The 23,130-nt window shown below is 66.9% G+C and carries 15 protein-coding genes, 1 tRNA gene and 3 rRNA genes; 5 read left to right on the top strand and 14 right to left on the bottom strand.

Features of this window, described 5'->3' with window-relative positions; translation table 11 throughout:
• Positions 1 to 305 precede the first annotated feature (305 nt).
• On the top strand, positions 306 to 593 hold the full coding sequence (locus tag WDJ57_RS12755; RefSeq protein WP_338901196.1) for a hypothetical protein: 288 nt from the start codon (positions 306 to 308) through the stop codon (positions 591 to 593).
• Positions 594 to 690: 97 nt separating this feature from the next.
• On the opposite strand, the gene rrf is transcribed toward WDJ57_RS12755, so the two are convergent.
• The 5 genes from rrf to WDJ57_RS12730 form a co-directional block, all read right to left on the bottom strand.
• Positions 691 to 812: ribosomal RNA gene (gene rrf / locus WDJ57_RS12750) — 5S ribosomal RNA — on the bottom strand.
• Positions 813 to 930: 118 nt separating this feature from the next.
• Positions 931 to 3,845 (bottom strand): 23S ribosomal RNA (locus WDJ57_RS12745).
• 254 nt (positions 3,846 to 4,099) lie between these two features.
• Positions 4,100 to 4,171, bottom strand: a tRNA-Ala gene (locus WDJ57_RS12740).
• Positions 4,172 to 4,291: 120 nt separating this feature from the next.
• A 16S ribosomal RNA gene (locus WDJ57_RS12735) occupies positions 4,292 to 5,764 on the bottom strand.
• The 16S, 23S and 5S rRNA genes sit together here with 1 tRNA gene alongside, the layout of an rRNA operon.
• Positions 5,765 to 6,449: 685 nt before the next feature.
• The gene (locus tag WDJ57_RS12730; protein ID WP_338901195.1) at positions 6,450 to 6,761 is read right to left on the bottom strand and encodes a non-histone chromosomal MC1 family protein; all 312 of its coding nucleotides are present in this window, start codon (positions 6,759 to 6,761) and stop codon (positions 6,450 to 6,452) included.
• 236 nt (positions 6,762 to 6,997) lie between these two features.
• On the opposite strand from WDJ57_RS12730, the gene WDJ57_RS12725 reads away from it, so the two are divergent.
• Genes WDJ57_RS12725 through WDJ57_RS12715 form a run of 3 tightly spaced genes read left to right on the top strand, consistent with a single transcriptional unit; the run spans position 6,998 to position 9,069 of the window.
• A complete protein-coding gene (locus WDJ57_RS12725) occupies positions 6,998 to 7,195 on the top strand; it encodes a hypothetical protein (RefSeq protein WP_338901194.1) in 198 nt (65 codons plus the stop codon).
• A 16-nt stretch (positions 7,196 to 7,211) separates the two neighbouring features.
• The gene (locus WDJ57_RS12720) at positions 7,212 to 8,264 is read left to right on the top strand and encodes a quinone-dependent dihydroorotate dehydrogenase (RefSeq protein ID WP_338901193.1); all 1,053 of its coding nucleotides are present in this window, start codon (positions 7,212 to 7,214) and stop codon (positions 8,262 to 8,264) included.
• Positions 8,265 to 8,319: 55 nt separating this feature from the next.
• Complete coding sequence (locus WDJ57_RS12715) at positions 8,320 to 9,069, top strand: alpha/beta hydrolase (protein WP_338901192.1); 750 nt, start codon at positions 8,320 to 8,322, stop codon at positions 9,067 to 9,069.
• A gap of 17 nt (positions 9,070 to 9,086) precedes the next feature.
• Here the strand turns inward: WDJ57_RS12715 and pheT are convergent, their stop codons facing one another.
• The 4 genes from pheT to endA all read right to left on the bottom strand — a co-directional run bounded on the left by pheT (position 9,087) and on the right by endA (position 15,442).
• Positions 9,087 to 10,868 carry a phenylalanine--tRNA ligase subunit beta gene (gene pheT, locus WDJ57_RS12710; RefSeq protein WP_338901191.1) on the bottom strand — a complete coding sequence of 594 codons (1,782 nt, stop codon included), beginning with the start codon at positions 10,866 to 10,868 and terminating at the stop codon, positions 9,087 to 9,089.
• Entirely contained in the window at positions 10,868 to 12,379 is a 1,512-nt protein-coding gene (locus tag WDJ57_RS12705; RefSeq protein WP_338901190.1) for a phenylalanine--tRNA ligase subunit alpha, read from the bottom strand. Before WDJ57_RS12705 ends, pheT begins: the two co-directional genes overlap by 1 nt.
• Positions 12,380 to 12,740: 361 nt before the next feature.
• Positions 12,741 to 14,378, bottom strand: a complete 1,638-nt coding sequence (locus WDJ57_RS12700) for a tryptophan--tRNA ligase (RefSeq protein ID WP_338901189.1) — start codon at positions 14,376 to 14,378, stop codon at positions 12,741 to 12,743.
• Complete coding sequence (endA, locus tag WDJ57_RS12695) at positions 14,375 to 15,442, bottom strand: tRNA-intron lyase (protein WP_338901188.1); 1,068 nt, start codon at positions 15,440 to 15,442, stop codon at positions 14,375 to 14,377. The genes WDJ57_RS12700 and endA overlap by 4 nt, the downstream gene beginning before the upstream one ends.
• Positions 15,443 to 15,548: 106 nt before the next feature.
• Here endA and WDJ57_RS12690 point away from each other — a divergent pair, with 106 nt between their 5' ends.
• On the top strand, positions 15,549 to 16,199 hold the full coding sequence (locus WDJ57_RS12690; RefSeq protein WP_338901187.1) for an HAD family hydrolase: 651 nt from the start codon (positions 15,549 to 15,551) through the stop codon (positions 16,197 to 16,199).
• A 4-nt stretch (positions 16,200 to 16,203) separates the two neighbouring features.
• Here the strand turns inward: WDJ57_RS12690 and WDJ57_RS12685 are convergent, their stop codons facing one another.
• The 5 genes from WDJ57_RS12685 to WDJ57_RS12665 all read right to left on the bottom strand — a co-directional run bounded on the left by WDJ57_RS12685 (position 16,204) and on the right by WDJ57_RS12665 (position 23,102).
• Positions 16,204 to 16,923: a DUF91 domain-containing protein gene (locus WDJ57_RS12685; RefSeq protein WP_338901186.1), complete on the bottom strand. Its 720-nt coding sequence runs from the start codon at positions 16,921 to 16,923 to the stop codon at positions 16,204 to 16,206.
• Between the two features lie 91 nt (positions 16,924 to 17,014).
• On the bottom strand, positions 17,015 to 17,608 hold the full coding sequence (locus WDJ57_RS12680) for a DJ-1/PfpI family protein (RefSeq protein WP_338901185.1): 594 nt from the start codon (positions 17,606 to 17,608) through the stop codon (positions 17,015 to 17,017).
• 198 nt (positions 17,609 to 17,806) lie between these two features.
• Positions 17,807 to 18,055, bottom strand: a complete 249-nt coding sequence (locus WDJ57_RS12675) for a hypothetical protein (protein ID WP_338901184.1) — start codon at positions 18,053 to 18,055, stop codon at positions 17,807 to 17,809.
• Positions 18,056 to 18,251: 196 nt separating this feature from the next.
• Positions 18,252 to 20,621, bottom strand: coding sequence for a DEAD/DEAH box helicase (locus tag WDJ57_RS12670; protein ID WP_338906295.1), 2,370 nt, complete (start codon positions 20,619 to 20,621; stop codon positions 18,252 to 18,254).
• A 75-nt stretch (positions 20,622 to 20,696) separates the two neighbouring features.
• The gene (locus WDJ57_RS12665; protein WP_338901183.1) at positions 20,697 to 23,102 is read right to left on the bottom strand and encodes a DUF2298 domain-containing protein; all 2,406 of its coding nucleotides are present in this window, start codon (positions 23,100 to 23,102) and stop codon (positions 20,697 to 20,699) included.
• Between the last annotated feature and the right edge of the window lie 28 nt (positions 23,103 to 23,130).

The raw sequence follows: 23,130 nt of genomic DNA, 5'->3' as shown, positions 1-23,130 counted from the left end.
CTGGACTACCCGACCGGGACTGGTGAACACGGGCGTTCTTTCACGACATCTCTCCCCGGCGCGGAGCGTCGGCGTCCCCCGCTGACGAGCGGTCCCCACGCCGTTCCCTCCCTGCGACTTGCCTCTCCAGCGACGGCGCTGCCGTTCCCCCGGGGCGCGAGAGCGAGACCCTGGCTCGCCGTGCCGGTTCGACTCCGGCTCTCGCCGTATGTTACGACCCGTGCTCCACCACCGACGGGGCAGACAGCACTGCACGACAACCAAACGCAGGCGGCGGTCCACCCGCCGCCGTCTCTGAGACACCCATGCAATCGACACATCCCACTACCTGGCGCGCGGTCGTCGCCCTCCGGATTCCCCGCGACGGGCCCGACGACCTCGCCAGCTGCGCACGCCGCCGCCTCGAAGCCCCGGCAGGCGTCGACGCGGCGACCGTGACGAGCGTCCGCCGCATCGAACCGGCACTCGCGGCGACAGTTGTGACTGTCGAGGCAACCGTGGACACGACGAGTGACGCAGACGCCGCTGCGATCGAAGCGTGCCTGAAGGCGGCCCCCGGCAGCCAGCGCGTCGACAGCGTCGAGCGCGCGTGACGGTGTTGCCACTCTCCATAAATACAGAACCCCCCGAACAGCGTCGTCACTGTTCGAGGGAAATGAGTGCGGTGGAGAACGTCCACCGCGGTATGAGTGGAGGCGGCGAACCGAGTTTCCCAGAGACTCTCGTACTCCAGTACTCACCGGAACGCAGGCGGGCTTAACTTCCGTGTTCGGGATGGGTACGGGTGTAACCCCGCCGCTATGGCCGCCTTAACGCCGACTCGTGGATTCGAACCACGATTGTGCACCGTGCGTCGGTCGGTTGATGATCACCGTGTGTACGTGCGATCCAGTTTGCGCCTGGACTCGTTCGGCGAGTCTCAGTACGTATGAATGGTGGCTTCGGTCGGTTAGTTCTCGCGGGCTAAACACCTCGTTGCCTCGGTGCGTACACCCCGAGTCTATCGAACTCGTCTTCTACGAGAGACCTCAGCGGTGCCTCTTTTCCAGGTGGGTTTCCGGCTTAGATGCGTTCAGCCGTTACCCCGTGTGGCGTGGCTGCCCGGCAATGCTCTCTCGAACAACCGGTACACCAGTGGCCACCAACCGTAGTTCCTCTCGTACTATACGGTCGTTCCCGTCAGGCACCATAACACCCCCAATAGATAGCAGCCGACCTGTCTCACGACGGTCTAAACCCAGCTCACGACCTCCTTTAATAGGCGAACAACCTCACCCTTGCCCGCGTCTGCACGGGCAGGATGGAGGGAACCGACATCGAGGTAGCAAGCCACGCGGTCGATATGTGCTCTTGCGCGTGACGACTCTGTTATCCCTAGGGTAGCTTTTCTGTCATTCATGGCCCGCATCAAGCGGGCGCATGAGTTCGCTAGACCACGCTTTCGCGTCAGCGTTCCTCGTTGGGAAGAACACTGTCAAGCCATCTTTTGCTCTTGCGCTCTCCGCCGGGTCTCCGTCCCGGCTGAGATGGCCTTGGGGCGCGCTCGATATCTTTTCAAGCGCGTACCGCCCCAGTCAAACTGCCCGGCTATCGGTGTCCTCCTCCCGGAGTGAGGGTCACAGTCACTGACGGGTAGTGTTTCATGTGTGACTCGGCGACGTGCTAGCGCACGCACCTGTGTAGCGTCTCCTACCTACCCTGCACATCAGCGACCATGTCCCAGCGACAGCCTGCAGTAAAGCTCCATAGGGTCTTCGCTTCCCCTTGGGGGTCTCCAGACTCCGCACTGGAACGTACGTTTCACCGGGCCCAACGTTGGGACAGTGACGCTCTCGTTAATCCATTCATGCAAGCCGCTACTGAAGCGGCAAGGTACTACGCTACCTTAAGAGGGTCATAGTTACCCCCGCCGTTGACGGGTCCTTCGTCCTATTGTACTAGGTGTTCAGATACCCGCACTGGGCAGGATTCAGTGACCGTACGAGTCCTTGCGGATTTGCGGTCACCTATGTTGTTACTAGACAGTCGGAGCGTCCGAGTCACTGCGACCTGCTCGTTTCCCGAGCAGGCATCCCTTATCGCGAACTTACGGGACTAACTTGCCGAATTCCCTAACGTCGGTTGATCCCGACAGGCCTTGGCTTTCACCGCCATGGGCACCTGTGTCGGATCTCGGTACGGACACCGTACTTGCCTTTTCATGGGCCCCAGGTTGAACCGACTTGCGCTATCCCGCCGTTCGTCCGCTTCGTGCCATTACGGCTTCCACGGAGTTGGACGGTTCGACCGGGCGAAGGCCCGGCTCGGTCGACCCCAAGGCGTCGGCGTTTACTGCACGGTGGCGCTGGAATATTAACCAGCTTCCCTTTTGTCACACGCGAGTTACGATGTGACTTAGGACCGGCTAACCCTCGGCTGACGAACAGTGCCGAGGAACCCTTGCCCTTTCGGCCGTCAGGATTCTCACCCGACTTTCGCTGCTACTGCGGCCAGGATTTTCGTTTCGACGCGGTCCACACGAGTTCTCACCCGTGCTTCCACCCGCGCCGAACGCCAACCTACGCAACCGCCGTGTGACGGGCGCGGCTAGGTCTCGGTGGTGGACTTGAGCCCCGATCATTTTGGGCGCCCCGAACCTCGGCCGGTAAGCTGTTACGCTTTTCTTAGAGGGTAGCTGCTTCTAAGCTCACCTCCCGGCTGTCTAGGGCTCGGGACCACCTTCGATCGCACTTAGTCCACACTTTGGGACCTTAACCCAGCTCTGGGTTGTCTCCCTCATGGTACACAGGCTTACCCCGCGCACCGGACTCCCCGCGTCGACAGCGTCCGTGAGTTCGGAGTTTGACAGCCGTGCCGACTCCTCTCGGAGGCGGTCACGGCAATCAGTCTCTCTACCTCACGAACTACCTCGGCGGAGGTCATGCTTCGACATGTTTCGGTTGGAACCAGCTGTTGCCGGACTCGATGGGCCTTTCACCCCTACACGCAGGTCACGGGAGGGTATTGTAGGACACCAACCCTAACAGGCTTCCACATGGCTTTCGCCATGCTTCACCTTGCCCGCGCGTAGATCGTCCGGATTCGGGTCGTGTCCGTCTGGCTCCCCGCCCTTGAAGACGGCGGCCCTGGCAATGCTGCGGCCATGTTGGTTTCCCTGTGCCTCCCCCGATAATCGGGTTAGACTCGCCAAACAGACACACTCCCTGGCTCGTTTTTCAAAACGTACGACGGAACACCGGCTTCTCGTGATTCCTACTGGAGAGTCGCCTCTCGGTCGTTTTTCACGAGACCTTTTGTGCCCCGTCGCTCCATCACCACCTGATTTCAAGCCCTATTTCACCTCCCTTCAGAGGGTACTTTTCAGCGTTCGCTCACGCTACTTGTTCGCTATCGGTCTCGGAGAGTGTTTAGCTTTAGCAGTCGATGCCTGCCATATTCACGAGGGATTTCCAACCCCCGCTACTCCGGAACTGACGCACACCGTACTGACCATCGGTACGGGGCTTTCACCCTGTTTCGCGCTCCATTCCAGGAGACTTCTCGATGATGGTCGGGTGATGAGAGTCAGCCCATACACCACATTGCCCGAAGGCTTCGGTTTGAGCTGTATCGCGTTCACTCGCGGTTACTAACGACATCACGTTGCGTTTTCTCTTCCTGCCCCTACTGAGATGTTTCAGTTAGGGGCGTTCCCCATTGCGCGAAGCAATTGCGGTGGGGATTCCCATTCGGAAATCCCGGGTTCTTCGCCTCCGTGCGGCTTCCCCGGGCTTATCGCAGCTTGGCACGTCCTTCATCGGCTTCCGAGCCGAGCTATCCACCAGGTGGCACAGTAGCCACGTTGTGGGTGTGAGCTCCAAAGGAGCTCACGAATGTGTGAGTTCGGTATGAACTCACGACGTCATGAGACTCGATGAACGAGTCCAGTGGACGCCTGGATCGCACGTACACACGGTTTCATATACACACCTCGTGGTGAACGAGTGCGTGCATCAACCCTTCCCACCCGCGCTTGCACGGGATGGTGCATCGGTCTTCCGTACCCGACTGAACCGCCGTGACCCACTTAAGGGACACGCTTTCAGTCGGGGACGAGACATGGACCCACTGGGATTTGAACCCAGGGCCTCCGCCTTGCAAAGGCGGCGCTCTGCCACTGAGCTATGGGCCCTTCCGCCGTACAGGTGTTAGCCCTGGTAGTTCATAGGTGCTCGGACGGTCGAGGTGACGGTGGTGACGTGAACCCCGCTCCCAAAAGGTGGGCTGGGGCGTCGCCCCAGTCCCGATCGTTAGGAGGTGATCCAGCCGCAGATTCCCCTACGGCTACCTTGTTACGACTTAAGCCCCCTTGCGAAGCCCAGATTCGACCACCGCATGGTGGCCTCATCCGGACCTCACTCGGGTGCTTTGACGGGCGGTGTGTGCAAGGAGCAGGGACGTATTCGCCGCGCGCTTCTGACACGCGACTACTACCGAATCCAGCTTCATGAGGGCGGGTTTCAGCCCTCAATCCGAACTACGACCGGGTTTAGGGGATTAGCGCTCCCTCTCGAGATGGCTTCCCATTGTCCCGGCCATTGTAGCCCGCGTGTTGCCCAGCACATTCGGGGCATACTGACCTACCGTTGCCCGTTCCTTCCTCCGCTTTGGCAGCGGCAGTCCTCCTAGTGTACCCAACCACCGCAAGGTGTTGCTGGCAACTAGGAGTGCGGGTCTCGCTCGTTGCCTGACTTAACAGGACGCCTCACGGTACGAGCTGACGGCGGCCATGCACCTCCTCTCAGTGGCTCCAGTAAGCGCATCAGACTGACCTTCACTGCACACTGTCGGTGCTGGTGAGATGTCCGGCGTTGAGTCCAATTAAACCGCAGGCTCCTCCGGTTGTAGTGCTCCCCCGCCAATTCCTTTAAGTTTCATCCTTGCAGACGTACTTCCCAGGCGGCTCGCTTCACGGCTTCCCTACGGCACAGCGCAGGCTCGTAGCCTGCGCCACACCTAGCGAGCATCGTTTACGGCCAGGACTACCCGGGTATCTAATCCGGTTCGAGACCCTGGCTTTCGTCCCTCACCGTCGGGTCCGTCCTCTCGAGGCGCTTTCGCCACCGGCGGTCCGTCCAGGATTACGGGATTTCACTCCTACCCCGGACGTACCCCTCGAGTCTTCCGGCCCCAAGCCAGACAGTTTCCGCTGGACGCCGACGCGTTGAGCGCGTCGATTTCCCAACGGACTTGTCTGGCCGGCTACGGACGCTTTAGGCCCAATAAGATCGGCCATCACTCGTGCTGCCGGTATTACCGCGGCGGCTGGCACCGGTCTTGCCCAGCACTTGTTCCTGTACCACCCTACGGTACAGAAAAGCGAGGACTGTATGCCCTCGCACTCGGAGTCCCCTTATCGCACTGTCGTGCAGTGTAAAGGTTTCGCGCCTGCTGCGCCCCGTAGGGCCCGGTATCTTGTCTCAGATACCGTCTCCGGGCTCTCACTCTCATGACCCGTACCGATTATGGGCACGGTGGGCCGTTACCCCACCGTCTACCTAATCGGCCGCAGCCACATCCTATGGCGCCGGAGCGTTTCCAGCTCTCTGCTATTCCAGCGTGAGAGCCGTATCAACTATTAGCCTCAGTTTCCCGAGGTTATTGTTGTCCATAGGGTAGTTTGGCCACGTGTTACTGAGCTATATGCCACGAGTATGAACTCGTGCGACTAGCATGGCTAAATCGGACTCCGATAGCAATGGCCTCCGGCAGGATCAACCGGAATGTCTCCCCACAAGGGGGAGGGTTGGCGGGCGCACATCGTAATGATGTGCTAGCTATGTAGCTATCGGGGTTCAGTGTCACCGGTCGTCGAACGCTCGACCGACCGAGTGTCACCGAACTACCAGGGCTAACATCAGATCCCATCTATACGGCGGACCGCAGGGGTGGAATCCTCATTTCCTTCGGACCCAATCGTATGCCGGAAAGGGACTTAAACCCTTCGAGACGGCACGGGTCCGAACGGCCAGGGTCGGTGAGCCCGACCAGGCCGCCTTCGCATTCAATCCGAAGTGCCCTGTTCCACTTAAGGGCATCGGATTGTCCGTCGCCGGATTCGCCCGGCGTCGGTGCGTTTGCATTCCGTCCGGAATGCCCTGTTACACTTAAGGGCATCGGACCGAGGTGGCGGGCTGGTGGGCATCACGCCCTGCGCCGCTTCGCATCACAGTCGAAGGTGGGGGTACATTTAAGACCGTCGAACGGGAGCCGCTTCGTCATGCGGTTACACACCGTGAGTAAACGTGTCGCGTGGCCGGAGGCCGGTCTGTCATCCCACCGTTTGCCGGTCCGGTCTGACCGGGTGGGAGCCACGCGTCTCCGGGAACGGTGGCGACGGTTGTATAGCTGTCCGTCACGGCGCTGTCGCTACCCGCCTGTCGCCCAAAGAATGTGGAATGGTCGACCGACTAGATCTCGTCGAGGTGCTCGACGCCCTGCTTGGAGACGTTGCCCTTGGTGATGTCACCGGGCATCCAGTCGGGCTTGTCGTCGGGCGCCTCCTCCTCCCAGGCCCAGCCCTCGTAGACGTGGACCTTGTGGGTGCCCTTCTCGCGCAGCCGTAGTTTCTGTGGGTCGGCGTCGTCCTCGGACGGTGCCGGGTCGAGCCGTCGCGCCGCTTTCAAGGCCGCCTGCCGAGGCGTCCCGCCGGAAAACACACTTGTTTCTTCACCATTATCAGTTCGGAGCGCAAAATTACGCTTATCGTTGTCTCGTGCCATGGTTTTCACCGCTCCATGTCAATTCAGCACATGGCAGAATATAAATATACCCCCAAATCCGGCTGCCGTTGGGCGGTGCTTTTATAAGATAGGAGCGGCCGAGCCGGCAAGCCGGGGACGAAATGGGGCACAGAGGGCGCGTCGCAGGCTGGCGCGCGCGCCGTCAGGAAGCCTCGTCGCCGCCGCGCGGTAGACTTAAGTGCGTCCTCCGGCGAAGACCGGAATAAGAAACCGCGATGGTTCGAAAGAAGAAGCTCAGCCCAAGTGGCGCGAAAGACGAAGACGGGGAGTACCACAACGTCCACATCAATCTCCACGAGGACGAACTCGCCGTTGCGGGAATGGAGATCGGCGACGAGGTGTTCGTTCGCGTGCGCGACAACAAGATAATTATCCAGAAAGCAGACGCCGACGACGTCGAACACGAGTTCTGAGCGGGCCATCGCTCACATGAGCCTCTACGACATCGCCCGGCCGCTGCTGTTCCGGCTGCCGGCGGAGACGGCCCACTCTCTCGGTCACACCGCTCTCAGACTCAGCCAGCAGACGCCCGTCCGGCGACTCCTCGCGGCCCGGTACGCCGTCGACGACGAGCGCCTCCACACCGAGGCCTTTGGCCAGCGGTTCCCCAATCCCGTCGGCGTCGCCGCGGGCTTCGACAAGAACGCGGAGATTCCGGCCGCGCTGGCGGCGCTGGGCTTTGGCTTCGTCGAGGTCGGCGGCGTCACGGCCGAGCCACAGGCCGGCAACGCCCGCCCGCGGATGTTCCGCCTGCGCGAGGACGAGGCCATCATCAACCGGATGGGACTGAACAACGACGGGGCCGAGGCGGTCGGCCGCCGGCTCAGCCGGAGGGACGTGGACATCCCCGTCGGCGTCAACATCGCCAAGACGGAACACGTCGCGCCCGCGGACGCGCCCGCGGACTACCGGCGGAGCTACGAAGCGGTCGCCGACGGCGGGGACTTCTTCGTCGTCAACGTCTCCTGCCCGAACTCCCAGGGCTTCGAGGAACTCCAGAACCGCGACGCGATGGCGGCCATCTTCGATACCCTCGTCGACGCCGGGGCCGACCCGTTGCTGGTCAAACTCTCGCCGGACCTCCCCGAGCCGGCCGTCGAGGACACCCTGGACCTCGTCGCGGAGTTCGACCTCGACGGCGTCGTCGCGACGAACACCAGCACGGACCGACCGGCCTCGCTGCGGTCACCGAACCGCACCGAGGGCGGCGGGCTCTCCGGCAAGCCAATCGAGGGTCGCGCCACCGAGATGGTCCGGTTCGTCGCCGAGCGCACGGACGTGCCCGTCGTCGGCGTCGGCGGGGTCGCCACCGCCGAAGACGCCTACCGAAAGATACGCGCCGGCGCGAGCCTCGTCCAGCTCTACACCGCCTTCATTTACCGCGGCCCCGCCATCGCCCGCGAGATCAACCGCGGCCTGCTGGACCTGCTGGAGCGGGACGGCTTCGACTCCGTCGCCGACGCCGTCGGGGCAGACCTGTAGTCCCGCCGTCCGGGGACGGGGAGTTTTAGGTAGGAGCCGGGAGTAGCCGGGACCGATGAACGGCCAGCGCCTCCGTCGGCTGGGACGACGACTCGGTGCCTGGCTCGTCGCCGCGGCTGTCGTCGCGGCCGCGGCCGGCATCGTCTTCGTCGGAACGCCGTTCCAGGGCTTCGCTGACAGCGTCGACGCCGTCGAGTCCGACCCCGGCGTGACCGTCACACAGCGCGGTGACACCTACGTCCTCGAACCGGCCAGCGTGAAGTCGGCGACGGGCATTGTCTTCTACCCGGGCGCGCGTGTGCACCCGGACGCGTACCTCGCCACCCTGGCACCGCTGGCGCGCGAGGCGAACGTCACCGTCGTCGTGCCGAAGATGCCGCTGAACCTCGCCGTCTTCGGCCAGGGGACGGCATCGCGGTACGTCACCGACTCGGACGTCGACACCTGGTACGTCGGCGGTCACTCCCTGGGTGGCGCGATGGCGTGCCGGTACGCGCACGCGAACCCCGACACCGTCGAGGGACTGGTGCTCTTTGGCTCCTACTGTGACAGGGACATCTCCGGGACAGACCTGGCCGTCCTCAGCGTCACCGGCAGCGCCGACACGGTCCTGAACAGGGACAGGTACGAGGAGGGTCTGGGCTACCTCCCGGCGGACGCGACAGTGCGCGAATTCCCCATCAACCACACGCAGTTCGGGAGCTACAGCGGCCAGCCCGGCGACTCCCCCAGCGCCGTCAGCTACGACGCCGCCCACGAACAACTGGCCGACGTTACGCTCGCGTGGCTCCGGGGACAGCAATAAAAACGGGTGCGACGGGACTACTCCAGCGCGTCCAGCCGGAACTCGAAGGCCGCCACAGGCAGTTCAAGGTCGTGCTCGACGAGCACCTGCGGGTGAATCTCCCCGACGATACCGACGGACTCGCCGTCCAGCACCACCTCGGCGGCGCGGCCGTCGATGAACGTCGGGTGGGTCGTCGCCGGCGTCTCCAGGTCTGTGCCGAAGGACTTCGCGATGGCCTGCAGGCGCGCCTTGGCGTCCTCGTAGGAGACGTCCGTGCGCGCGAGCACGCCCGCGACGGTCCGGTGCTCGGCGACCCCCGTGTTCTCGCTGTCGTCGACGTGGGCTGCCAGCCCGATTTCGGAGAGGTCCTGGGGGTACGCCCGGTGGGTGTTGTTCTCCAGGACCATCATGAGTGAGGGCAGCGCCCACGTCCGCAGCATCGTGTAGTCCTCGCTGTAGGGCTCCATGATGGTGACCGGCGGCGCTGCGCCGACGGCTCCGGCGGCGTCGGTCTGCTCGCGGCTATCGCCGCTCGCTCGTTCGGCGGTTCGTGGAACCGCCAGACCCATTCTCCCGAAATTCTCCGCCTCGTTTATCATGTGGAAGTTCAGCAGGTCCTCGAAGCCGAGGCCGACCAGCGCGTCGCGGGCGGCGTCCTCCAGGCGCGAGCGCTCGTGGCGGCCGCCGACCGTCGAGACGTCCGGGTACGTCGGCTCCAGGTCGTTGAAACCGTAGGCCCGGCCGATGTCGTCGACGACGTCCAGCGGGTGGAGCACGTCCACGCGGTAGGGCGGAATCTCCACCTCGTAGGCGTCGCCATCCTCGGTCTGGGTGGCGTTCAGGCCCGCACGTTCGGCGCAGTCGACGACCTCCCCTGGCTCCATGGAGACGCCGATGATTGACTCGATGCGGTCGTGGGTGACGGTCTTAGTGTCGACCGAGAGGTCCGGCCGTTCGAGCGTCCCCCCGGCGTACTCGCCGGCGGTGTCCGCGCCGTAGTCGACCTCGACGCGCTCTATCTGGCCGCCGCGGGCGGACAGCGCGTAGCAGACGATGTTGAGCATGTGGTCGATGGTCCACTGGTCGGTGCCGGTCATCTCGATGAGGAGGTCCCGCGACCCCTCCGTGACCTCGGTCCGGCGGCCGTTGATGACCGGCGGGAACGAGAACAGGCCGATTGAGTCGTAGATGGCCGGATAACGGTCCATATCCCGGACGAGGTCGGCGTACTTGTCGCCGATTGGGTGCTCGTCGAGCACCTCGGCGAGTGTCATCTCCGCGTCGGAATCCAGCGGGACGAAGGTGTCGCCGTCCGGCGCGACGCTGGTGTACTCGATGGACTTGTTCGCCCGGCCCTCGTCGGTCGCGGGCGAGCCCTTCAGCATCGTCAGGTCGTGGACGCCGATTGCGCCCTTCGCGCGCTGGCGGCCCATCGTCGCGTGGAGTTTCTCCTGGACCTGGATGAGCGAGGCGAGCGCGTCGTCGTCCATGTCCAGTCCGCGGACGATGGCCCCGGTGACGTATGGCCGTTCGGCGGGCTGGTCGCGCACCTCGATGGTCCAGTCGGCGTCGTTGGCCTTCGGGACGTAGACGCCGCGGTCGTCGCCGTAGTGGTAGCGCAGCGAGCGCGCGATGCCCTCGACGGAGAGGCGGTCCAGGCGGTCCGGCGCAAACTCCAGTTGCATCTCGTCGTCCTCGGTCCAGCCCTCGAACTCCAGGCCGAGGTCGAACAGGTCCGCCTGCAACGCGTCGTCGTCTTTCTCCTCGTGACCGGTCAGCTCCCGCAGTTCGTCGGGGTCGACGTCGACGACTGGCATCAGTGCACCACCTCCACGTCCCGCAGCAGTTCAAGGTCACACAGCGTCCCGTGCACGTCGCGGATGTCCTCGAAGCCGTACATGAGCATGAGCAGTCGCTCCAGGGAGAGCCCCCACGCCATCACGTCGCAGTCGACGCCGAGCGGCGAGAGCACCTCCTCGCGGAAGATGCCGCTGTTGCCCACCTCGACGATGTCGCCCGTCTCCGGATGGGTTCCGAACAGTTCGAAGCTCGGCTCCGTGTAGGGGTTGTAGTGCGGCTTGAAGTCGAGGTCGGTGATGCCGAAGCGCTCGTAGAACTCCGTGAACGTGCCCATCAGGTCGCGCACCGAGAGGTCGTCGGCCATCACCCAGCCCTCTATCTGGAAGAACTCCAGCAGGTGCGTCGGGTCCAGCGTGTCGTTGCGGTAGACCTTCTCGACGCTGAAGTACCGCTGTGGCGGCTCCAGTTCGCCTATCTGGTGACCCGAGAGGTAGCGCATCGACAGCGACGTGGTGTGCCCGCGCAGGTCCAGCCGGCGCGCCGTCTCCTCGGTCCACGGCGAGTGGTAGCCGTCGCCGTCCGGGCCGACGCCGTCCTTGTGTGCCGAACGCACGCGCTCGACGAGGTCCTCGGGGAGGTCCTGAATCTCGCTGGGTTCTTCGAGCGCGAACTGGTCCCAGTGGGTCCGCGCGGGGTGGTCCTGGGGCATGAACAGGCAGTCGTTGATCCAGAACTGCGCGTCGGCGTGTGGCCCCTCCATCTCCTCGAAGCCCATCCCGACCAGGACGTCCTTCACGCGGTTGGCGGTCTGGCGGAGGATGTGCTCCTTGCCGCCCTGGAACTGTTCGGCGTCGGCCTCGACGTTGTACTCGGTGAACTCGACGTCCTCCCACTCGCCGCTCGTGATGAGTTCGGGCGTCAGCCGGTCGACGGTCTCCGCCTCGGAGACGCCGGCCATCAGCGCGTTCACGCCCTCGTCGGTCACCTGGACCGAGCGGACGGTCGACTCCTCGCGGGCGACCAGGCCGCGGCTCTCCAGCGGGTCGATAGTCGCCTCGTCGGCGTCGGGGTCGTCGCCGTCGGCGAGTCGTTCCAGCGCCCGGCGCTCGGGGTCGCTGTCGGGGTCGGCGTCGGGGTCGACCGACACCTCGCCGCTGTCGACCTCGCCGTAGCCCTTCCGGGCGAAGTTGGCGAGCGCGATGTCGACGGCGGGGCCCTCCAGCCCGGACGCGCCGATGAGTTGCCCCAGCGAGACGGGCGACTCGTCGGCGCCGGCGTCGACGGCGGCCGCGTACAGGCGCAGTTCCGGCAGGCCCTCCTCGACGTACTGGCGGCCCTCGTCGGTGAGGGAGACGGACTCGTCGGTCTCCTCGGAGACGGAGACGAGCCCGTCGTCCTCCAGTTCGAAGGCGGCGCGTGTCGCGGCCGCGGGTTTCAGGTCGGCCTCTGTGGCCACCTCGGTCAGCGGGCGGTCCTCGTCGGCACTCGCGGTCTTCAGCACCGCGAGTTGCGCGTGTGGGAGTTTCATTCGTTGATGGGGTTTCCGCAGTATCGTCAGTTAACGGTTCTTACTTGTGTGCGCCCACGGCGCACGGAGTGCGAACGGCGAGTGATGCGAGCCGTGAGCAGCGGGCGGCCACGCCGCCTGAACGGCGAGCGGCCGAAGCCGCGAACCAGGAAGGACAGCGACGGCGACAGCTACCGGGAGCGTCGCTGCCGCGGACGGTTTCGTCGCGGGGGCGTGTCACGGCCGCCGCGAGTCCGCCGCCCGACTCAGGCGAAAAAGAAGCCGAACCCCGCGACTGCCGACTGCTGGCGGGCAATACTCCGTGGCTGGGGTTCGGATGCCATGTGCGACTGCAGGTGACAGAACGACAAAAACGTTGGGCTCAGCGCTTGCGGTCGGAGTCGAGGTCGATGTCCAGTTCGTCGAGTTTGTCGGCCCACTCCGCGCGTTTCTCCTGGTGGTCTTCGAGGAACTCCTGCATCAGTTCGGCGGCCTGCTCCTTGCAGCCGCCACAGAGGCGCTCGCCGCCGACGCACTCGTCGTAGACCTCCTTGGCGAACTCGTCGTCGTCGCCGGCGAGCAGGTAGGCGTACAGTTCGTAGACCGGGCACTCGTCGGCCTTCCCGCCGAGTTCCCGCTGGAGTTCGGCCGTCTCGCGGCCGCCGGTCGTCGCCGACCGCACCTTGTCGTAGCCCTCCTCGGGGTCGTCGAGCAGGCTGATGTGACTCGCCGGAATCGAGGAGGACATCTTGCCGCCGGTCAGCCCGGTCATGAAGCGGTGGTAGATGGAGGACGGCAAGCGGAAACCGTAGCCGCCGTGGTCGAGTTCCACGTTGCGGGCCAGTTGCTCGGCCGCCTCCCGCGAGAGGTCGAATGTGTCGACGTGGTTGTCGTAGACGCGCTTCTCGCCGTCGATGGCCTCGATGAGCGCCTCGAACGCCTCGTCGGTCGCCCGGCGGTCGAGGATGCGCACGCGCGGACGGAGTGGTTCCTTGCCGGCCTCCCGGAGCATCGTGATGGTGCTGTCCAGCGTCGTCGCCGCCACGTCGGTCGCGCCGGGTTCGCGCTCGCCCTCCAGATACTCGGCGGCGTCGCCACACCGGACCGTCTCGTCGGGGTGGCGCTCGGAGAGCGTCTCGTAGGCCTCGCCGATGAGTTCCCGCTCCGCGGCGTCGGCCTCGAAACTCGCGTAGGCCTCGGTGACGCCGAAGTACCGCATCCGCTGTGCGAGGTCACGCGACAGGCGGATGTGGGGGTCCTGGTCGGGACCGACCGGGATGACCGTCGGCTTCGGCTCGTCCAGTTGCGGGTAGAGGATGTCGGCCATCTGCGTGACGACCGACTGCATGTGGGAGACGTCCGTCTCGCCGTCGAAGTCGTAGATGGCCTGCAACTCGGAGAAGTTCGCCTCCGCGCCGAGTTCGAAGGCGAGGTCCTGCACCTCGCGGTTGTCGGACTGACGGTAGAGTTCGCCCGCCTCGGGGTCGAACCCGAGCGCCAGCAGCGAGAGGACGTAGTTGCGCGCGTGCTCGTCGATTTCGTCCCAGGAGAGCCCGCGGGCGCTGTGGGCTTCCAGGTCGGCGATGAGCGCGTAGGCCTCGCCGCCGCGTTGCTGGTGCCAGATTATCTCGTCGAAGACGAGTTTGTGGCCGATGTGGGGGTCGCCCGTCGGCATAAAGCCCGACAGGGCGGCGAAGGGCTCGTCGTCGCGCATCGCCGAAGCTATCTCGCGGTACTCGCGGTGGCCGAAGATGACCCCGCGGCGCATCAGGTAGTGGGGGTTGGGCACCTCGTCGAGGACGTCCTCGAAGCGCTCGATGCCGAACTGGTCGAACAGTTTGCGGTAATCGGAGACCGTCGAGGAGCCCCACGGGTCCAGCGCAACGTCGTCGGCACCGGCTGCGCCGCCGTCGGGGCGGAGCTCCGACGAGGCCGCGTTCGCGTCGGCGGTGACTGCCGGCGCGTCCGCGCGCTCGCTGGGCGTCTGTTCGTCGTCCGCGGGGTCGCTGTCGTCGGTCATGGTGTGAGTCGGCTGGCCGAGAGCCAGTCTATCCCTTCGTTCGCGCCGGTCAGCGCAAAAACCATTCGCTTCCGCACGCCGTGGGCCAGGCGCACGTCCAGCGCCAGGTCCCGCGGCGCGAACGCGTGGTCGGTCGGCAGCACCCGCACCAGCAGTTCGGAGTGGCCCAGGTGGTCCACGTCCGCCACGTCGGCGTAGGTCCGGAAGTCCGCCCCGAACTTGAAGCCGGTCTTCGGGACGACGCCGGCAGTCCGCAAGGCGCTGTAGACCCGCAGGCGGCGGTCGAAGCGCTCGCCCTCGACGTCCCGCCCGCGCTCGACGACAGTCGCCTCGCCGCCGGACCGGCCGTCGTCGACGGTGAGCTTTCCCTGGCTGGCGAGGTAGGCCGCCTCGACGAGCGAGAGCTGGACCGCGTCGCCCTCCTGGTCGAGTTGCTGGCCGTAGAACGCCCGCTCGTGGAGTTCCACGGGCGGGTCCCAGACGAGCACGCGGTCGGCCAGCAGGTCACCCTCGATGGCCGGCAGCGAGTGGTGGGTCGACCCCGTTATCGTCGGCGAGTCGACCTCCAGATACGTGACCTCGCTCTCCTCGTCGACCACCGCCAGCACGCCCGTCCCGTCGCCGTCGACGGCGGCCAGCGACTGCATCTCCCTGGCGGCGATGGCCGCGCGCTCGCTCACCGCGCGCACCCGGTAGGCGGTGGTGTCGTCCCAGGGGCCCTTCCCCCGCGGGTAGACGGCGAAGTCGCCGGTCGTGTCCGCGACCCGCGACTCGCGGGTCGGCGAGAGGTAGAACCCGCGGTCCCGGAGGTCCTTGTAGACGAAGAACTCGACCTCCGAGACGGCCGTCGAGGCGAGAAACGAGCGGAAGTCGAGCCGGTCCCCGCCGCCGGCCCGGCGGTCGACGACGGCGTCGAGGTCGCCGCGAAAGAGGAGGTGCGCGGCCTCCACCGGGTCCAGCGCGACCCCGCCGTCGTCGGGCCGGCCGTACCCGCGGGCGTCGTAGAACTGCTCGCGGGCCCGCCGGTCGGCGCGCACGAGGTCACCGTCGTATGTCGCATCCATGCCTCGCCGTCGGCACCCACGAGGCAAAGCCTCTGCGGTGTCCCGGAAGGTGCGCACCCGCTCCGGGACCACAAGAGCCACCAGTGTACGTAGCGACTCCCCGACCATGGACGCCGTCTGCTTCGACATGGACGGGGTGGTCGTCGACTCCGAGGACTTCTGGATTCCCCGCGAGGTCGACGACCTCTTCCCGACCCTCCTGCCCGACGACGACGTCGACGTCGAGGAGGTGACCGGAATGAACTACCGCGACATCTACGACTACCTCGCCGCGAACTACGACGTCGCGATGGACCGCGCGGCCTTCCTCGCGTGGTACGACGAGGCCGCCGAGACCATCTACGGCGAGGACGTCCGACTGCTCGACGGCCTGGTCGAACTGGTCGACGCCCTCCGCGATCGCGGGGTCGCGGTGGCGCTGGTCTCCTCCTCGCCCCGGCACTGGATAGACATCGTGCTGGCGCGGTTCGCGCTGGAGTTCGACGCCGTCGTCAGCGCCGACGCCGTGGACGTCCCCGGCAAGCCGAACCCCGACATCTACGAACACGCCGCGGACGTGCTCGGGGCGGACCCGGCGGCTAGCGTCGCCGTCGAGGATTCGGGCCACGGCATCGAGGCCGCCCGCCGCGCCGGCATGCACGTCGTCGGTTTCAAGCACGGCGACCCGGACGACACCGACCGCAGCGGGGCGGAGTACGTGGCGACGTCGCCGGCCGACCTCCGCGAACACCTGCTCGCGCGCGTCGACGCGACGTGACCGGTCACTCCAGGTTCTCACAGCCGGCGTCCAGACACCGCCGCCCGGACGGCGTCTCGAAGGCCGGCAGGCCGCAGTCGCAGGCCCCGTCATGGACGCCCTCCGGAAACGCGAACCCGGTGTCACAGTCGGGGTAGTGCTCGCAGCCGAGGATGAGACCGCCCCGGCGGAGCACCCGCAGGTCGCCGCCGCAGTCCGGGCAGTCGAACTCGCGGTCGAAGGCCGCGCGGACGCGCTCGTCCAGCGACTCGCAGGTGCGGTCGAGACAGACCACGAACGACGCGCCGCGTTCGACCCGAAGCCGGGGGAGCCCGCAGTCGCAGGTCTCATCCAGCACCGACGCCCCCGCGGGGAGACCGTAGCTGTCGCCGCAGTCGGGACAGACCACCGAACCGCGAGAGCCGACGAGTCGGCCCTCGCAGTCGGGACAGTCGCCCACCGGGACGCCGGCGTCGGTTGTGGGGTATCGCCCGCGCGTGTGCGCGTCGTGGATGTCGACCGTCAGACGCTGGTCGCCGTCGCTGGCCGTGACCGAGTCGCGGTCGACGGTCACCGAGTCGGGGCGGGTGAGCCAGGCGACGGGCTGGTAGCCGGCGGCGTCGTGAACCAGCGTCGTCCCGTCGGGTTTGATCACCACGAGGACGTCGCCGTGCTGGTGGCGGTCCCGGTCGCCGGTGAACGTCGTCGTGCAGGTGCCCGCGATGACGTGTGTGCAGTCAGGCATGGGCGGACGTGGTCCCGTACCGGTACGTAAAGCTACGGACGGAGCGATGGCACTGTCGGGTCTCCGGTCCGAAAAATGTGTGTGTGGCGGCTCAGTCGTCGGCAGCGGCGACGGGTTCGCCGTGGCTGACCTCGTCGCCGAGCAGGTCCATGAACTGCGCGAGCCACTCGGGGTGGTCCGGCCAGGCCTGGCCGGTCACGAGGTTCCGGTCGGTCGTCACGCCGTCGACCCACGAACAGCCGGCGGCCTCGACCTCCGCGCGCACCGCCGGGTACGCCGTGATGTCGTAGCCGTCGAGGACGCCCGCGGCAGCGAGAATCTGCGGGCCGTGGCACACCGCCGCGACTGGCTTATCCTCCTCGAAGAAGTGCCGGACGGCGTCGAGTACCGGTTCGTGCGTCCGCAGGTACTCCGGCGCGCGTCCGCCGGGGACGACGAGTGCGTCGTAGTCCGCGGGGTCGACGTCGGCCATCGTCGCGTTGAGTTCGAAGTCGTGGCCGCGCTCCTCCAGATACGTCTGGTCGCCGCGGAAGTCGTGGATGGCGGTCTTGACTGTCTCACCGGCCTCCCGCTCGGGACAGACGGCGTGGACGTCGTGGCCCACCATCTGCAGCGCCTGGAACGGTACCATTATCTCGTAGTCCTCGCCGAAGTCGCCGACGATCATCAGGATTGACTTGCCCATAGGTAACACCACACACGTATACGGGGACGGGGCGAATAACGCTGTTGGTCAAACAACAGGTCTCGGGAAAGGGGAGTGGTACTGTGGGGCGTGTGGCCCCGAAGACTCCAGGGGGGAGTGCCCCGTGGCAGGGGCGGGGGTGGTGTGGGAGGGCGTCGGTCGTGTGCCGGTGCAGGTGAGGAGTCCCACCAGCGGCGTCTAGCTGTTGTAGTCGCGCCCGAGGACCAGTCCGGCGACGTTACACGCCAGCAGGCCGCCGACCAGCGACGGGGACTGACCGGCTAGCCCGGTGACGAGCATGCTCACCAGGACGAACGGCAGCAGGACCGCCGTCCAGAAGCCGACGAAGCGGACCGCCGGCAGGCAAACACTCTGAAAGGGCTGTGCGGTCACGCGTCGCCGGAGTGACGCGCTGGAATCGGACTCGAAGGGGGACGCGTTCGACATGGTGGGTCTCCTCACGCCAACCTATACACGCATACCTCCATATAACGGGTCGACGGCTAGCGCGATTTCGGGTCGTTTTCGTCGGCTTGGACCGGATACGGGACGTTTTACACGGTTCTACAGACGTTTCATAACCACCCCAGATTCTTTTAGAGGTTTTACGAACAGTTCTGCTGCCGTTTCGCTACCAGACGGGTCACTCGACCACGCGGACCGAGCGACTGTGGACGACCGGTGGGAGCGGCAGGTCGGGGAAGGTGACGTGGACAGAAAACTCCAGGTCCGCGTCGTCGCCGCCGAAGACCGCGACCGGCAGCGTCGTCTCGCCGAGGTAGCTGTCCTTGCGTGTCATCTCCCGGCCGTTGACCGTCACGCGCAGGCCCGCGCGGGCGCTGCCGGCGGTCGTCCGGACCGTCACCTCGTGGAGCGCCCGCTCGCCCCGGCCGACGGTCTCGGGGAACCCGCCCCAGTCGACGTCGATGGCGGGCAGTTCCCGTGCGTGCTCGACGACGCGCTCGGCTGCACCCTCGCCCAGTCCGGCCGCGGCGAGGCGGTCTGTCCCCGCCTCGACGAGGTCCGCGGGCGTCCGGAAGCCGGCGGCGGCGAGTTTGCCGACCCGCGTCGCTCCGACGCCGTCGATAGCGGTCAGGCCGACGGCGTCGTCGCTGATGCCGTGGTCGACGCGGGCCTCGACGCGGCAGACGAGGTTGGCCTGCTCGGGCGTCCCGAAGCGGTCGACGACCGCCCGGAGCGCGGCCAGCAGGCGCAGCGCGTTCTGGCGGATGATCCACGCGTCGCTTTTGAGCGCCGACGGCGTGGTCCCGTTCATCCCCGCGCGGAGGATGGCCAGCACCTTCCGCGGGCCGGCCTCCAGGTCCGCCGCGGCGTCGCCCAGCACCGCGGCGACGGCCTCCTCCTCGTCGGAGCGGGCGCTGACGCTCTGGAACTCGGTCGTGCTGGCGACGGCCCGGAGGACGTCGAGTTCCGAGAAGTCCTCGCGGTCGGTCAGGTCGGCGAAGCGCCGGGCGGTCTCCAGGCGGAGGTAGAAGGAGGAGGCGAGGCGGCCGAGCGCGGTGGGTTCGACCGAGAGACCGTCCATCTCGACGAACTCGCGGTCGACCAGCCACTGGAGCGTGTCGCTGACGCGCTCGCGCAGGGCGTCGCCGGCGACGTAGTCCGACGCCCGCTGGGCGCGGACGTAGTAGAAGGTGGTCTCTAACCAGTCCATCGCGTCCTCGACGTCGCCGACGGTCCCCAGCGCGATTTCGGCGTTGAGGTGGACGGCGAGGTCCGTGGCGACCGGGTCGCTGGCCTCGTTGGGCGTCTCTGCCAGCCGCGACTCGATCGTCTTGCCGTCTTTCAAGAGGGCGCGGTAGCGGTCGGCGTCGGAGCGGTCGCAGACGACCCAGGCGTACCCCCGGTCGTCGTAGCCCGGCCGCCCCGCCCGGCCGAGCATCTGGAGGACGTCCAGCGGGCTCATGTCGACCTCGCCCTCCAGCGGGTCGTGGAGCTTCGTGTCGCGGATGACGACACAGCGTGCGGGGAGGTTCACGCCCCAGGCGAGCGTCGACGTGGAGAACAGAATCTGTATCTTCCCCTCGCGGAACCACTCCTCGACGCGGTTCTTGTCCTCGCGGGCGAGGCCGGCGTGGTGAAAGCCCACGCCGTCGAGCACCGACTGGCGCAGCGTGTCGTTTTGCAGGTCCGCGGCGTCGTTGTGGAAGTCGTAGTCCCCGCGGGCACCGATGGGGATGTCGCGCTCGGTCAGTTCGTCGCGGGTCGTCTTCGCGGCCTGGACGGTGTCCTGCCGCGAGGAGACGAACACGAGCGCCTGCCCCTCGTCGCGGATGTGCTGCTCGGTCAAATCGAGGGCGCGATAGAGGCGGCGGTACTTGTCGGCGAAGGCGTTCTCGCCGTGGCTGTAGGTCGCCACGTCCGCCTCCAGGGGGACCGGGCGGTACTCCTCGCCGAAGGCGAAGGTGGTCTCCTCGGGGGCGTCGAGCCACGCGGCCACGTCGTCGACGTTGGGCATCGTCGCCGACAGCGCGACGACGCGGGGGTCACAGAGGCGACGCAGGCGGGAGATGGTCACCTCGAGCACACTCCCGCGGCGGTCGGAGTCGAGCAGGTGGACCTCGTCGATGACACAGCAGTCGACGTCCTCGATGAACGAATAGCGGCGCGTGTCGTGTTTGCGCGTCGCGGAGTCGGCCTTCTCCGGGGTCATCACGAGGATGTCCGCGCGCTCGGCCCGGCGGGGGTTCAGGTCGCGCTCGCCGGTGACGACGTACACCGAGTAGCCCAGGTCCTCGAAGCGCTCCCACTCGCGTTCCTTCTCGTTCGTGAGCGCGCGCAGGGGAGCCAGAAAGAGGGCGGTGCCGTCCGCGTCGAGCGTGCGACAGATGGCGACTTCCGCGATGGCGGTCTTGCCGCTGGCGGTGGGGGCGCTGACCACGACGTTGTCCTCCGAGTCGAGCAGCGCCGGGAGCGCCTCTGACTGCATCGCGTTGAAGCGCTCGAAGGGAAACGCCCCCGCAAAGCCGGGTAAGACCTCGGAGACGGGAATTTCCGTCCTGGCGTCGGGGTGGCCTGTCACATCGGTGGACAGGGTGGGGCAAGTATAGTCGTTTCTGTCCGCCGGTCACCCCCCGGCGTCGTCGGCGAGTGCCGACTGGTCGACGCGGTAGATGGTCACCGACGGGTTCTCGTAGGCGACGGTGACCGCCGGCGACAGCGCGGCGAAGTCGCGCTCGCCATAGGCCTCCCGCTCGGAGGGGCCGACGTAGATGTACTCGACCTCGAAGTACCGCAGCGAGTCCCGGGCCACCGCCCAGTCACGCTCGTAGATGGCCTCGGTGTAATTCACGCGGTCACGGTAGCGGTCCAGGCCGTGGTAGCCGGCGGCGTGGCGCCACCCCGCCAGTGTGGGGACGCCCGAAAAGGAGGCCGCGAGGTTCGCCCCCTCGCCCCACGTGTAGACCGAGTCGTCGGTCGGCCGGGAGACCATCGTCGGCTGGCCCTCCGTCTCGGTCCGGAGCCACTCGATGGCGCGCATCCCGTCGGCGTGTGTCTCGCTGACGTGGGCGGTCCCGTTCAGCGAGAGGTCCGGGTCGTCGCCGGCCAGTATCGGGTCCGTGGCCGTCCAGACGGCGAAGGTCGGGAACGTCGCCAGAGCGACGAGCAACAGCGTCGCAGTCACCGCGGCGACTGCACGGAGTCCGGGACGGGGAACGTCGACCGCCTCGTTCGCGCCCGCGAGCGCACGGCGTGCGCGCGAGTACACGCGCGTCAGCGCGACCGCCGCCGCGATACCCCACAGCGCCCAGGTCTGCATGGCTATCTTGTAGACGGTGTTCCAGCGGGGCGCGTTGGGGTCGTAGGGCCACACCGCGACGTAGGCGAGTTCCGGGAACAGCACCAGCCCACCGCCGGCGACCACGAGGACGACGTCGAACCCGCGGGCGCGGCCGGACCGGTGGAGCCACCAGCCCCCGGCGACCAGTGGGACGAACAGCGCGAGCGCGGGGTTGCCGAGCAGCGTCGTCAGGCCGACGGCAGCGGCGAAGCCAACGGCGAGCGCGACGCGACGGCGGCGGGTCCACCCCTCGACCAGCCGGGGGACGAACGCCAGCCAGAACGCGAGCAGGAAGCCGCCCCAGGCCAGCAGGAGGCCGCCGACGTTGCTCGCCGGGCCGAACAGCGCGAGCCCCTCGTTCTGGGCGGTGTGGTCAAGCAGAAACGGGGCGGCCCAGAGACAGGCGAGCGCTGCGACGGTGACAGCGACGACCGCGGCCGTCGCGGCCTCGCGGAGTTCGTCGGCGAGCCACCCCGCGTCGGTGACGGCGTGCCCGCCGTCCGCCCGCGCTGCGGGGAGTGACAGGCGGTCGTCGACCCACGACCCGGCGCGACGCAGACGGGTCGCGACCGGCGCGGGGAACAGCGACGTCGGGTCGCCGTCGGCGAAGAAGACGGTCAGCCAGACGATGCCGACCACGGCCGGGAGGTCGAACGTGTTGGTCACGGCGAGCAGGCCGCCGACGAACGGGAGCGCTCCGAAGACCAGCGCCTGCCGGCGGCGGACACGGTCGGGGGCCGTCCGGTAGTAGGCGAGGGCGAGCCCGACCGCCAGCAGGAGAAAGGGGCCGGCGTACATGTGCGGCCGGAGGTCACCGTTGACGTAGGTCCAGAAGGGGAAGACGTTGGGCGCGTCCGGGACCGAGTAGCGCCCGAACCAGTAGTTGAACTCCCCGCCGTTCAGGAAGCGCGCGGCGTCGACCTTCTCCGGATAGGACAGGCCCGAGCGGATGGCGACGAACAGCGTCCGGCCCCACTCGGCGACCAGGTCCCGGGGGAGGTAACTCGCCAGTCCCCGGGCGGCCGTCGTGAGCGGGCCGGCGAACGCGACGAGGAAGACGCCGAGCAGGCCGGCCACCGGCGTCGGCAGGCCGCGCTCGTCGGCGACGGCCCCGGCGACGCCGTAGGCGGCCGTCGCGAGCGCGGCGAGGACCGTCGGGAGGACGAGGTTGTACGCGTACCGCGGCGGCGTGTCGGTCAGCCAGGTGAGCAGGCCGGACAGCAGCGGCCCGCCGAAGTAGTAGCGCATGCGCTCGCCGGCGAACCAGATGTCCCGCGGCGGGAGCACGTCCGTCCGGCGGACGGCCTGAATCAGCCCGAAGTCGAGGAACTGCTCGCCGGCGTAGGGCGTTATCGCCGGACCGAGCGCCCGCAACAGGAGCAGCAGCGCGAAGGCGACGCTGAACACCGCCAGCGGAGCGACCAGAGGGCGGAAGGCGACGCCGGGCCCGCGGCGAAGGGCGACGGCTGCCGCGACGACGAGGACGGCGACGCCCGCGACGAGCGCGTGGGAACCGAACGCGAACTGGCCGACCCAGTAGGCGGTCACGGTCAGGACGGCGAAGGCAGTGGCCGGTGCCAGCGCGGCGCCCCGGTCCGGCCAGTCGGGGAACAGCCAGCCCACGACGGGCAGCGCCAGGCCGGCCAGGAGGAGGGCGACACCGAACCACGCCAGGGTGAGCGTGGCGTCCATTCACTCAAGTGTCACCTCGTTCGCAGGT

It is taken from the genome of Salinibaculum sp. SYNS191, assembly GCF_037338445.1.
Classification (GTDB): domain Archaea; phylum Halobacteriota; class Halobacteria; order Halobacteriales; family Haloarculaceae; genus Salinibaculum; species Salinibaculum marinum.
The sequence above is the reverse complement of the archived record's forward strand: the minus strand, read 5'-3'. Positions and strand labels throughout refer to the sequence as shown.

Excerpts from the sequence above, each read along its gene's own strand:
- WDJ57_RS12755 (WP_338901196.1), top strand. The coding sequence starts at position 306 with ATGCAATCGACACATCCCACTACCTGGCGCGCGGTCGTCGCCCTCCGG.
- WDJ57_RS12730 (WP_338901195.1), bottom strand. The coding sequence starts at position 6,761 with ATGGCACGAGACAACGATAAGCGTAATTTTGCGCTCCGAACTGATAAT.
- WDJ57_RS12725 (WP_338901194.1), top strand. The coding sequence starts at position 6,998 with ATGGTTCGAAAGAAGAAGCTCAGCCCAAGTGGCGCGAAAGACGAAGAC.
- WDJ57_RS12720 (WP_338901193.1), top strand. The coding sequence starts at position 7,212 with ATGAGCCTCTACGACATCGCCCGGCCGCTGCTGTTCCGGCTGCCGGCG.
- WDJ57_RS12715 (WP_338901192.1), top strand. The coding sequence starts at position 8,320 with ATGAACGGCCAGCGCCTCCGTCGGCTGGGACGACGACTCGGTGCCTGG.
- pheT (WP_338901191.1), bottom strand. The coding sequence starts at position 10,868 with ATGCCAGTCGTCGACGTCGACCCCGACGAACTGCGGGAGCTGACCGGT.
- WDJ57_RS12705 (WP_338901190.1), bottom strand. The coding sequence starts at position 12,379 with ATGAAACTCCCACACGCGCAACTCGCGGTGCTGAAGACCGCGAGTGCC.
- WDJ57_RS12700 (WP_338901189.1), bottom strand. The coding sequence starts at position 14,378 with ATGACCGACGACAGCGACCCCGCGGACGACGAACAGACGCCCAGCGAG.
- endA (WP_338901188.1), bottom strand. The coding sequence starts at position 15,442 with ATGGATGCGACATACGACGGTGACCTCGTGCGCGCCGACCGGCGGGCC.
- WDJ57_RS12690 (WP_338901187.1), top strand. The coding sequence starts at position 15,549 with ATGGACGCCGTCTGCTTCGACATGGACGGGGTGGTCGTCGACTCCGAG.
- WDJ57_RS12685 (WP_338901186.1), bottom strand. The coding sequence starts at position 16,923 with ATGCCTGACTGCACACACGTCATCGCGGGCACCTGCACGACGACGTTC.
- WDJ57_RS12680 (WP_338901185.1), bottom strand. The coding sequence starts at position 17,608 with ATGGGCAAGTCAATCCTGATGATCGTCGGCGACTTCGGCGAGGACTAC.
- WDJ57_RS12675 (WP_338901184.1), bottom strand. The coding sequence starts at position 18,055 with ATGTCGAACGCGTCCCCCTTCGAGTCCGATTCCAGCGCGTCACTCCGG.
- WDJ57_RS12665 (WP_338901183.1), bottom strand. The coding sequence starts at position 23,102 with ATGGACGCCACGCTCACCCTGGCGTGGTTCGGTGTCGCCCTCCTCCTG.